Raw genomic sequence first — 10,918 nt, 5'->3', positions numbered from 1 at the left:
ACGCACACACTTGGCCTATATCGAACCAACTCCAACAAGGTGGGGTTCCGCTATGGCCAGGTTTCTAACTTACGACCTCAACCCAACGCACTACCCTGACATAATCGCGTTGCTGTTAACATGACATATTGACGTTGCCACGACACGTGACATGGAATTTTAACTTGCATCTGACGAATCGCTGGACTAACTTGCGTCCTAGGTTATTCATTTAAATTATTTAGGAGGCCAACGATGGCGATTCAAGAAATACACTGCAACGGCAAAATCTCTTGGCCGGGCGATGCGCGCATAGCGGTACTGCTCAGTTTCGATTTCCAGGGCGGCGAAGATGTCCGGCTCAATAAGGACGGCAAGATCAATCACGAAGAGTATACTCAGGCGGAATACGGACCCAACACCGGTATCTATCGGATTCTGCGCATCCTCGCGTCCCATGAAGTGAGAGCGACCTTTCTTACCTGCGGCGGCATCGCCGAGCGCTATCCGGACGCGGTGTCGGCGATCATCGCCGCCGGTCACGAGGTCGCCGGCCATGGTTATCATCACGAAGTGGCGCGCGATCTGAGCCGGGACGAAGAGCGCGATGTCATGAAGCGCACCACCGATATGATTCTTAACCGCGCGCAAAAACGGCCGGTAGGTTGGCGTTCCTGCACCCAGAGTCCCAACAGCCTCGAACTGCTGATGGAGCAGGGTTACTTGTGGAACAGCAACTCGTTCTCGCACGATCTACCGTTCCTATGGCAGAGCGGCAAGAAAAGACTCGTCGAGCTGCCGCGCCAGCCGTTCGGCGACGGGCGCGCTTACGGACACCGCGATTCGGGCAATCCCAACGATACGCTGACGATCTGGAAGGGCATGTTCGATCAGTTTTATGAAGAGTCGAGCTTGGCGCCGACCTTTTGCCCGTTCCAGTTTCATCCCTACATTTCCAGCCGGCCCGGCCGAGCAAAAACTTTGTCGGACATCATCGCCCACATTAAGTCGCATAAAGGCGTGTGGTTCGCCACCGGCAGCGAAGTGGCGCATTGGTGGTTGGAGAAGGGTTTCTCGGCGGAGTCGAACGCGAAGATTTCCAAAGTCGCGTGAGGAAGAACGATTGGAGAAATGGAGAGTTGGAGTACTGGAGTATTGGGCCCCACCGATTATTCCAATACTCCATCACTCCAATGATCTCATGACTTGAACCAGTAGCGAATTTTTTTCCGCAGTCCCCGGCCCATTCTTTTTTTCACTTCGAACCAGATCCGCAATAGCCAATTGCGCGCCGACCAGGCGAAGGAGGTCGACGTGGTGATCCACTGGTGATTGAATTCGAATTCGGCTTTGATTTTTCTGATATGCAGGGTCTTGCCGAATTTGCGTCTAAAGATCGCCCTCACGCTGATCGCGTTGCGCTCTTCGACGAAGACCGTGACGGTCTCGAACGGTAGCAACGACCGTACCCGGGAAATTGTTTGCGCCAGACTGATTTCATTACTGGCGCTGACCTCGATCAAATTGTTGAGCAGTTCGGGTTCTTGGAGCGTTGATTCTGCGATCTCCCGGCGCAGCTTTATTTCTTGGCCGCCGTCGTTGTTGTAGCCCGCCAAGACTAGAAAGGTCTTGTGCTTGGAGGTGTGCATCGACTTCTGCCACCAGTCGAGGGAACGCTCCAAACAGGCGCGCGACGCTTGCGACAGCCGCTGCGCGTCGAGCACGCCATAGGGCATGGCGATGATTACAATGGAAATGAGTAATTACTCCTTTGCGTGGATGGCGTTGCCTCGCGATGGATCACGGTTCGTAAATCATCACGTCCACCGGTTTACCGCCGACGGCGAGATCGGGACAGGCGCTGAGCGCGACCAGTAAGTCCATCTCGGCGCGCAGATCCATGTAGTTGCCTTCCGGCGGACGCACTTGGGTGTGTTCCATCTTGCCGCTCTTGCCGTCGATGATCATATGCTGGTTCAAATTGAACGGGCTTGGAATATCTTCGGCAATGATGCCATAGGCAGCTACGGCCTTCGACAAATTCTCGTAACAACCGTGGTCGGGGATTTCTTTGATCTCGCGCGGGTAATATTCGGCCAGGCGGTTTTCCTGCTGCGCCAGTTTGAAGCGGTAGCCGCTGCACATGCCTTTTTGCAAGTCATGAGTGCCGGTTTTGTTGCCGTCGTAGACGATCGTCATCATGTGCTGGTTGTTGCGCCCCATGAGTTTATCGCCGGTGCTGATGAACATTTTCATATTATAAACTTTGGTGCGCGGCTGATCGAAGCGCTCGATCAAGTTGTTTAGCTTGAAGAAAACGAAGTCCACCGTGGTCGTCGCGGTGATGCGGATCACTTGGCCTTGTTTCATTTCGGCGCACCAGCCGGTGTTGTGCGGCACGTGGTTTTGCAAAATGGTTTTCATTTTTGGAATGCTCCTTAGTCGTTCAACTAACGGCCTTTGTAGAGTGCGTCGACAAAGCCGCTGCTCATCAATTCGTGGATAAAGCGAGAGTCGGTAAATCGCGCCGGTGTCGTGCCCGGCGGGATGGCGCGCGCGGCGGAAAGCTCTTCGATGATGGTTTGCACGCCCGCGGCGCTCGCTTCCGGAGCGCGGCGAAAGTATTTGCTGGCGTGCAGGTCGTAGAGTTTTTCCGAAGCCGGGGAGGTTTTCTGCTTCAAGTATTTCTCCAGCACCGCCAACGCTGAAGGCTTATCGGTTTTAAACCGGTGAATACCCTCGACGTAGGCTTTCATAAAACGCGCGATCAAGTCGGGCTGGGCCTTGATGAACGCTTGGCGCGCCGCGAACGGACCGACGGGATAAGCTAAGCCAGAGGTCGACATGTCGGCCAAGCGCAGCAAACCGCCGGCTTCGGCATTGATGGTTTCGGGACCGGTGGAGAGCACGCCGCTTTGCACCGCGCCGGCTTTGATCGCCGCGAAGATTTGTGGTCCTGAGCCGGTCTGAAAAATCGTCACGTCTTTGTCCGGCTGTAAATTCCATTTCTTGAGTAAGTAGCGGGCGACAAAATCGGTGGTGGCACCGATGCGGCTGATGCCGAGTCGAGTGCCGCGCAGTTGTTCCGGCGTTCTGATGGCGGGAAGGGACCACAGCTCAAACAGCAGGGAATCGAAGGTGGAGCCGAGCATGACGACATCGGCGCCTTGCAGATTGGCCGCCACCGCGGCGCCGGCGGCGGTGAACGAGATCGCCACGTCGCCGGCGATCAGCGCCTGCAACGACGGCGGTCCGCCGGCGATATAAATGAACTCGGGCTCGATGTTGTACTTCTTGAAGATGCCGGCGTCCTTAGCGAGCCACAGCGGGCCGTAGACGATGGCGATGGAGGTGTAGGCAATGCGCAACGCCTCAGCTTTGAGCTGCGCTGGGAGCGCAAGCAATAGCGCGATTGCGAGCCAATGGCGCATCCCTGAAAAAAAGTGTTGCTTGGCTGATTGCATCGCTATTCCTGTGCAATCACTAAGGGAGAATGGCGATGCTGTCAAGCAAAGTCGCGCGCAGAGCTTGGGCGCAACTTGGCGTGAGAATCGACTCGGTGCCGGTTCGAGAATCGGTCCTTCGGTTACCGAGCCGGCCGTACTTGGAAACCAGACCAGAGAATTCTCTGAAAGTGAGTTCGCGTTTTGAATTTGGGAGAGGCGAAACGTTCTATGTCGATGTCACCGTCGCAGGGTTTCGCGCCGGCGCTTTTCGATTTCGACATCGAGCTGGCGGGACTTTTCGAGGGTGTACTTAAGCTTTTCTTTCTCCTGCACCAAAGATTCTCGTTCCTTCACCAGCGTGCGTTTTTCCTCGGCCACTTTTTGATATTCTTCAAGTACCTGGATCCAGGTTTTGGCCGGTTCGATCAATTCACTCTGGGGATGCTCCTTTACCAGCGCGCGAAATGACGTTAGGGCGCGGCCATAGTTTTTTTTCGGGTTTGCCGAATGAGCCGAGATCATGCCCATGTTGAAAAGCGCCACATCGGATGCGTTGCCGGTTTCTTTAAAGATCCTTTGGTTCTCGTCATAGGCGGCATCGTATTGTCCTTGCGAAAAAAGCGCTTGGCTACGCTCGAAGGGTGTCGGCCGCTTTGCCACTGGCGGAACTAGCGGCTCGGAATCGTGCACCGCGGAACAACCCGATACCAAGATAAGCCCAATCAGGATCGTCAGGCGATAAATTACCTTCATTTGGGTGCCCCCAGACCTTTCCGCCAGGAAGAAACACGCCAGCGTGAAATTAACGCTGCCGTCCTAAGCCCAACCGAGCCTCGCCAGCGATTGGGCAATTTACCGGAGAACCAGCAGGCGAAGAACACCCCCATGACGACCATCAGCAAAGTGGCGGCGATGGTTAATTTCTGGCTGGTGAGCGCGGCGGTTTCGATGTAACCGATGCGTTGCTGCAAGCTGTGCTGCAAGTCATTCTTGAACGCGTCGTGTTCCCTGAGTAGATAATCAACCAAGCGCTCTTTGTCCTCGCGGTAACGGGTTTTCGCATAGGGCTGCTTGGTTTTGATATAGTCGACTTCTTTTTCGAAAAGACGGCGGTATTGCGCATGATACTCTTCGGCTGGGGATAGCCGTCGCGCGGCGTCGGCTGACGGGCCTAATTTTTTCAATTGCTCCATGTGCCGATCGAAATCGGCGGTGAACTGCTTATACTGGTCGTAATGCACCGCGGCTTGGGTAACGGTGAATTTGCCGGCGTATCGGACTTCGGATAAAAATGCGTCGGCCAGCCCCTCGGCATGATCGAGCAGGCGTTGTTCGATGTTGAGCGCCACATGAGCGGCATCGCCCAAATTTCCCAGCCGCAACACCGCATAGCTGGAAACCGCGACCATTAGGGCGAGCATCGCTGAGTAGCCGATGATAAACCGGCGAAGCATAACTGTCGGTATCATAACTCTCCTTCCACCGACGGTTGCGAGGCGTCAAAGTGATCGGTGATTTTAATCGCGAGGCGCTCGTCTTCGATCGATCCGACGGATGCGCTACTAGGAATTCGTACCGTAAAAGTCGTCCCCTCGCCGAGCTTGCTCTCAACCCGGAGCGATCCGCCCATGATCCCGACGAAATGTTTGACCAGATACAGGCCGAGTCCCGCACCCGCAAAGTTTCGCGTTGTGCTGCCGTCCGCTTGGTGAAATTTATCGAAAATATACGGCAGAGATTCCTCGGCGATGCCGATGCCGGTGTCGGCAACGGAAAACTCGATGCCTGCTTGTTCCGGCGATGGCCGAAACAATACGATCACCGACCCCTGATCGGTGAATTTGATCGCGTTGTTGACGATGTTGATTATCACTTGGCGAAGTTTCATGCGGTCGCTGACGATGGGCGGCAGATCGGTGGTGACCTTCCACTCGATCGTCAGCTCTTTTTCTTTAGAGGCGATCGCATAGTCGCTTTCGAGTTCTTCAATGAGTTGGATTAAATCTATCGGTTCCATGTTGACGGCGATTGCTCCGGTCTCGATCTTGGTGATTTCTAGGATTCCGTTAATTAGCGAGAGCAGATGGCTCGCCTGGACACCGATCCGCGCGGTGCCTTTCAAATTCTCCGGGCTGAGAGCGCCGAACACCCCCATGTTCAGGGCCTCGGTGCAGTTCATGATGACGTTGAGTGGCGTGCGCAGCTCATGGGAGATGACACCGAGAAAGTCGTCCTTGATCCGATTAGATTTTTCCAGCTCCACAGCTTGGTTGCGGGTCTGCTCGTAGAGGCGGGAATTATAGAGCGCAACGGCGGCCTGCTGCGTAAGGCTAGCGAGAAAATCCATTTCCTCGGTTTTCAAGTCGATCTCTTCAGTGGAATAAAATGACAAAACCCCCAGCTGCTCATTCTTGACGATCAGCGGCAGGCCTAAGTACGTAATGAAACCGGCCGCGCGCAGGGAATCTGGATCGGAGGCCCGGCTATCGGTTGGCACGTTGGCAATCAGTAATGGAAATTTATGCTTGAATACCTCTTTGGGAATTCCTCGTTCGCCTTCGGCTCTCGATTGCAAACCCTTCGCGTGGGGGCGCCCGGCGAATCCGATGGGATCCAGTGTGGCGTTTTCATCGATCCAGCTCAACGTGACACAAGAAAAGGGAAACAGTGTGATGACGCCCTCTAAGAGCGCGTCCAGAACTTTGCCAACGTCGAGACTCGAGGTCATCGCCGCGCTGATTTCATGGATGGCGCTTTGGCGCAGATGCTGCTTTTGAATCTCGGTCTCGGCGATTTTGGCTTCGGCGGCGCGCTTTTGTAAGGTTTCGGCCAGATCGTCGAAAGTTCGGGCTAAATGACTGAGCTCGCTGCCGCCGTAGGGAAGCGTGGTGCGTGCCTTCAAGTTGCCGACCGCGAGTTGCTTGGTCGCGGCCATCAGATCGCGGAGCCGGCGCAGGACAAACAGATCCGCGCCGAACCAGGCAGCGATCAAAGTCAGGAGCGTTAAGGCGCCCAGTATCAAGAGATTTTGCCGCAGTATGCGTTCGGCTCCGGCAAATGCCGCCCGGCCCGGAATATCGATGCCGGCGTACATGATCGCTCCGGCGATGCGGTGGTCCAATTGCCGGTAGGTAAACAGACGCGCGATGCGGTCGGGGCCGAGGGATTTGATATTTCCTTCCACACCGCGGACCACCTTGGCATTGGGCAGAACCCCGGCTTGAATGCGCGTGCCGAGCGCATCTGCTTGGTCCGGGTAACGGAGAAATATCGTTCCTTTCTCATCGAAGACAATGAAGGAGGCTTCGGAAGGGAGATGATTCTCGGCGGTGATTCTTACGATCCAGGAATAATCCAAAATGACGAAAGCGATACCGCGGACGTTGCCAGGAGAGTCGCTCACCGGGAAACCTAATTCGATCACAGTCTTGCCGCTGGCACTATCGCGTTGAATCTCGCCAACGGTTAAATCCTGGGTTTCCACGGCGCGGCGAATATAAGAATCCTTCATGCGCCGATTTGGCTGGCTCTTGGAGCCCAGCGCGTTGCATAGAACATTGCCCTTGGTATCGATGACGCCAAGATCGACGTAAAGGGGCTCCAGCAAGCTGGCGAGGATCTTTTCGCATCCGAGGCTGTTTTGTTCGCGGATTTGCGGCAGCCGCGCCAGCGTGATCAGTAACTGGTGTGCGTTCTCGAAAATGCGCCGCTGTTCAGTTGCGATGAAGCGAGCCGATACCAGGGCGTTATCCTGCACATGGGTCGCGATAGAATCCCGATGTCTTTGATCGGTGAACAAGATGACCGCGAACGCGGGGATCACCGCGAAGAGAACAAAGGCAATTAAACGAGCTCTTAGGCTGGAGGCGAACCGAATCATTTGCCGTCCATTCTTTCACACGCCAGAGAAGTACCGACCTAGCGTTCCCGTAATTCAAAGCAAGACGCGCACCAGCCAACCTCGGGAAATTCAGGGAAGAATGGGCAAATTCTAGGGAGTGTTAGCGCCGAATCGTTCTATTGGAATGACAAAACTCGGTAAGCTTATATAGTTGCGCAGTTCGAGCTAACCCATGAAGTAATTTTTGAACCCGGTGACCATCAGATTGGCCAAGCCTTCGTTGTAACTTTCGACATGGCCGTAATGGGTGAGCTTGGGTACGACGATCAAGCGCAGCGCGTCGGCATAGGGTTTGAAGCGCCTGAAGGCGAAAACTTCACGGCGATATTCCAAGCGCCGTTCGCCGCCTTCGATCCAGTGGCCTTTATCGTTTTCGCCGACGATATGCAAAAGCTTTTTGCCGCGCAGCCTTTCCAGCTGAGCTTTGTAGGTGATGAACAGTTCGTCGTCAGGCAAGCCGGAGGTTTTTTTGATTTCCGGAATCAGCACGTCGTGGGCACTGTGCTCGATGTCTTGTAGGAATGGTTTGAACTGGGGTCGGCGATGATTTTCCAATTCGAACCATTTCTCGACGCTGCCCCAAGGTTGATTCGGCCCGACGTAGCCGCTCTTGGCATAGCCTTTGGGCGAACGGCGGCTCAAATCGGTGAGATTGCGAAACGGCGCGGCGCGCTCTTCGGGAGACTTCTCGGCGCAGGCGAGATCCCATTCTTTGCGCACCCAAGCCGGCATGCCGGTGCCGTAGCCTAAGCCGCCGATCAATTTATTTTTCAGGCCGTATTGCTCCATCAAGTAGAAATATTCACCGCCGGTGGAGTGGCCCCACATAAAAATTGCTTGGCTGAGGTTTTTCTCGACCAACGCTTTGACCGCTTCGGTGCACATTCTAAACGTGTAAACCGCCAGGCGATTTTTTAATTCAGTGTCGCTGGGGATTTGGCCGATGATGAATTCCGGCCGCCGTTCGGCGATCGGCGGCCAGGGTTTGCGGCTGTAGTGGCCGGGAAGTGAAATCGCTAGCACGGGAATTCCCAACGACGCGATGTGCTGGGCTACGCCGACGCGGGCCTGTTTGGGGTCGTTCTTGCTGAGATCGGGATAGGCCTCCGGCCCGTCGGGAGTAAAGACAAATTCGTACTCATTGGCCGCGCCGCCATGAATCATCACCACCGCCATATTGGCGAGCGAAACGTTCACTGGCGTGAACAAGCGGCCGTGAATGTCCCAGTGAAACAGTTCGCCGGGCTTTTCGGGATTCGCATAGCGCTGAATGGTCTCTTGAACTTCCGTGACCGTGACGGCGGTGCGCGGAAACGGGTCGGGAAAGGTTTTATAGTCGTCGAACGGCAGGTGGTAAATGAAGTCGTCGGTTAGGCCTGTACCATTTTTTAATGCGGCGATCAATTTATTGCTGGCTTCTTGGCTCATGGATCATCCTGTCTGATGTATTTGCGGTCTCCCAAGATTTATGTGGATAGGACAGGGAATTGTCAAACGCTTGATGGCGCGGCCAATTGCCGGTAAGAAACAGAGAAGATCGTTTAGGAGGTAAGCCAATGGCAGAAGTAATCAACCGCCCATCTTATCAAGCCGTCGACAGTAAGGTCGAAATCATGGACACGCCCTACGACCGTTGGATCGCGTCCCAGGGGATCGACATCGTGCGCGGCTTTTTCGTTGAGGATCTTTACACCACGCCGCTTAAATGGTGGGACCGCATCGGCGGCAACGGCGTGTGCATCATGCTCGACGGCGCCGGCTACATGGACGACGCCTACGTGATAGGAATTCCCGCGGGCAAAATGTTGAATCCCCAACGCCATATTTACGAAGCGCTGGTTTACGTGTTGTCAGGCCGCGGCGCGACGACCGTCTGGCAGGAAAATAGCGGCAAGCAGACCTTCGAGTGGCAGACGGGCAGTTTGTTCGCCCTACCGCTCAATGCCTGGTACCAGCACTTCAACGGCCAGGGCGATCAAGAAGCGCGCTTGTTGTCGGTGACCACGGCGCCGCTGATTTTTAATTTATTTCGCAGCGCCGATTTCGTCACCAACTGTCCGTACTCCTTCACCGAGCGCTTCAAGGGCGAAGAAGGTTTCTTCACCGGCGGCGGCAAACTTTATAGCGACCGGGTGGTCGAGACCAACTTCGTCGCCGACGTGATCAACATCGAACCGGTGGAGTGGAGCGAGCGGGGCAAGGGCAACGCAACGATTTTTTTCGAGATGTCCGAAAGCATGATGGGCTCTCATGTGTCGCGCTTTCCGGTTGGTATCTACAAAAAGGCACACCGTCACGGACCGGGCGCCCATGTGTTTATTCTCACCGGCAATGGCTATTCGCTGCTCTGGCCGGAAGGAAGAGAAATGACCCGCGTCGATTGGAAGCCGGGCTCTATCGTGGTGCCGCCGGAAGGTTGGTTTCATCAGCATTTCAATTCCGGCGCCGTACCGTCGCGCTACTTGGCGCTGAAAATTTTGAGCCGCAAGTACAAACTGCAACCGGGTAAGATTCAGGCCGATGTGCCGCTGGCTTTTGGCGGCTGGCAGATTGAATACGAAGATGAAGATCCGCTGATTCGAAAAATCTTCGAAGAGGAGTGCGCCAAGTCGGGCGCCGAGGTGAAAATGGCGCCGGTGGCCAAACGCGCCAATTGACAAGAGTTAGAGCATTCTTAATAATACTTTCAAATTCACGTCCGGGTGGACCCAGGAGTAAAAGAAAATGTTGAAACCGATTGGCATCACAGAAGGGCACTATGAGTGCCGCTCGCTCGATCAAAGCCTGCCGATTTTTACAGAACTGTTGAACCTGGAACTGGTCGAGCGCACCGAGAAACAGGCGGTGGTCAAGCATCCGAACACCAAGTGGCGGCTTGTGATCCATGAAGGCGGACCGGATTCGAAGAACAAGCCGCACACCAATCACTACGGCTTTCGCGTCGCCAGCTCCAAAGAAGTCCCGAAGGCTTGCGACTACATCACGGCCAACAAGGCAAAATATGAAATTCGCAGCGTCACCAAGCCGCACGAAGCGCACTTCGCTTATTCCATCTACTTCAAAGAGCCGGGCGGCAACGATCTCGAAATCGAATATTATAATCCTGGCGCCGTGAAGCACGGCCGACGCATCGCCCAGCAGCATTGGGAAACTTTGCTCCCCGATGAAAAAGCCGGCGAGAAGCCGTACCTCTGCCAAGCGATGACTCACGGCACGCTCAACTGCGACGATAAAGAGGTGAGCGACAAGTTTCTCGCCAACGTGCTCGGCTTGCCGATCATCGGCGGCGGCAGAACTTCCACTTACATCAGCGTGCCGGACTACGGCCCGTGGTACGTCGTCGTGTTGCCGACCACGCACCGCGATTACTTAAACGAACAAAACCGCTTCACGTTAAAACTCGCGACTCCCGAAGAAGTCGAAGACGCCCACAAGGATTTTTCCAAAAACGGCAAGCAGCTCGGCATCGACGACGTGCGCGAATTCAAAACCAATGGCCGGGCGCATTTTCTGCTGAGCGATATCAATAAGAATTGGTGGGAGATCACTTCGTGAGATTGACGGATTAGATCCGTCTGAAACGCCGCCGGCA

At 55.0% G+C, this 10,918-nt stretch carries 10 protein-coding genes; 3 read left to right on the top strand and 7 right to left on the bottom strand.

Annotation, left to right across the window (positions count from 1 at the left end; translation table 11 throughout):
• The first annotated feature begins 234 nt into the window (after positions 1–234).
• A complete protein-coding gene (locus EXR70_15545; protein ID MSP39901.1) occupies positions 235–1,092 on the top strand; it encodes a hypothetical protein in 858 nt (285 codons plus the stop codon).
• A gap of 86 nt (positions 1,093–1,178) precedes the next feature.
• On the opposite strand, the gene EXR70_15540 is transcribed toward EXR70_15545, so the two are convergent.
• The 7 genes from EXR70_15540 to EXR70_15510 form a co-directional block, all read right to left on the bottom strand.
• Positions 1,179–1,715 carry a hypothetical protein gene (locus tag EXR70_15540; GenBank protein MSP39900.1) on the bottom strand — a complete coding sequence of 179 codons (537 nt, stop codon included), beginning with the start codon at positions 1,713–1,715 and terminating at the stop codon, positions 1,179–1,181.
• Positions 1,716–1,779: 64 nt separating this feature from the next.
• Positions 1,780–2,403: an urea carboxylase-associated family protein gene (locus tag EXR70_15535; GenBank protein ID MSP39899.1), complete on the bottom strand. Its 624-nt coding sequence runs from the start codon at positions 2,401–2,403 to the stop codon at positions 1,780–1,782.
• Positions 2,404–2,429: 26 nt separating this feature from the next.
• Complete coding sequence (locus EXR70_15530; protein ID MSP39898.1) at positions 2,430–3,443, bottom strand: hypothetical protein; 1,014 nt, start codon at positions 3,441–3,443, stop codon at positions 2,430–2,432.
• A 219-nt stretch (positions 3,444–3,662) separates the two neighbouring features.
• Entirely contained in the window at positions 3,663–4,178 is a 516-nt protein-coding gene (locus EXR70_15525; protein MSP39897.1) for a hypothetical protein, read from the bottom strand.
• On the bottom strand, positions 4,175–4,894 hold the full coding sequence (locus tag EXR70_15520; protein ID MSP39896.1) for a hypothetical protein: 720 nt from the start codon (positions 4,892–4,894) through the stop codon (positions 4,175–4,177). Before EXR70_15520 ends, EXR70_15525 begins: the two co-directional genes overlap by 4 nt.
• Positions 4,891–7,305, bottom strand: a complete 2,415-nt coding sequence (locus EXR70_15515) for a HAMP domain-containing protein (protein MSP39895.1) — start codon at positions 7,303–7,305, stop codon at positions 4,891–4,893. Before EXR70_15515 ends, EXR70_15520 begins: the two co-directional genes overlap by 4 nt.
• Positions 7,306–7,491: 186 nt before the next feature.
• Positions 7,492–8,754 (bottom strand): hypothetical protein, encoded by a 1,263-nt coding sequence (locus EXR70_15510; GenBank protein ID MSP39894.1) that lies wholly within the window; start codon positions 8,752–8,754, stop codon positions 7,492–7,494.
• Between the two features lie 128 nt (positions 8,755–8,882).
• Between EXR70_15510 and EXR70_15505 the strand changes: the two genes are divergently transcribed.
• Together EXR70_15505 and EXR70_15500 are read left to right on the top strand one after the other, a co-directional pair.
• Positions 8,883–9,983 carry a cupin domain-containing protein gene (locus EXR70_15505; protein ID MSP39893.1) on the top strand — a complete coding sequence of 367 codons (1,101 nt, stop codon included), beginning with the start codon at positions 8,883–8,885 and terminating at the stop codon, positions 9,981–9,983.
• Between the two features lie 67 nt (positions 9,984–10,050).
• Positions 10,051–10,881: a VOC family protein gene (locus EXR70_15500; protein MSP39892.1), complete on the top strand. Its 831-nt coding sequence runs from the start codon at positions 10,051–10,053 to the stop codon at positions 10,879–10,881.
• Positions 10,882–10,918 lie beyond the last annotated feature (37 nt).

The organism is Deltaproteobacteria bacterium, assembly GCA_009692615.1.
In the GTDB taxonomy this organism is placed as follows: Bacteria; Desulfobacterota; Binatia; order UBA9968; family UBA9968; genus DP-20.
Note: the sequence above shows the minus strand (reverse complement) of the source record. Positions and strands in the feature narration are given on the sequence as shown.

Excerpts from the sequence above, each read along its gene's own strand:
- EXR70_15515 (MSP39895.1), bottom strand. The coding sequence starts at position 7,305 with ATGATTCGGTTCGCCTCCAGCCTAAGAGCTCGTTTAATTGCCTTTGTT.
- EXR70_15535 (MSP39899.1), bottom strand. The coding sequence starts at position 2,403 with ATGAAAACCATTTTGCAAAACCACGTGCCGCACAACACCGGCTGGTGC.
- EXR70_15505 (MSP39893.1), top strand. The coding sequence starts at position 8,883 with ATGGCAGAAGTAATCAACCGCCCATCTTATCAAGCCGTCGACAGTAAG.
- EXR70_15525 (MSP39897.1), bottom strand. The coding sequence starts at position 4,178 with ATGAAGGTAATTTATCGCCTGACGATCCTGATTGGGCTTATCTTGGTA.
- EXR70_15540 (MSP39900.1), bottom strand. The coding sequence starts at position 1,715 with ATGCCCTATGGCGTGCTCGACGCGCAGCGGCTGTCGCAAGCGTCGCGC.
- EXR70_15545 (MSP39901.1), top strand. The coding sequence starts at position 235 with ATGGCGATTCAAGAAATACACTGCAACGGCAAAATCTCTTGGCCGGGC.
- EXR70_15530 (MSP39898.1), bottom strand. The coding sequence starts at position 3,443 with ATGCAATCAGCCAAGCAACACTTTTTTTCAGGGATGCGCCATTGGCTC.
- EXR70_15500 (MSP39892.1), top strand. The coding sequence starts at position 10,051 with ATGTTGAAACCGATTGGCATCACAGAAGGGCACTATGAGTGCCGCTCG.
- EXR70_15520 (MSP39896.1), bottom strand. The coding sequence starts at position 4,894 with ATGATACCGACAGTTATGCTTCGCCGGTTTATCATCGGCTACTCAGCG.
- EXR70_15510 (MSP39894.1), bottom strand. The coding sequence starts at position 8,754 with ATGAGCCAAGAAGCCAGCAATAAATTGATCGCCGCATTAAAAAATGGT.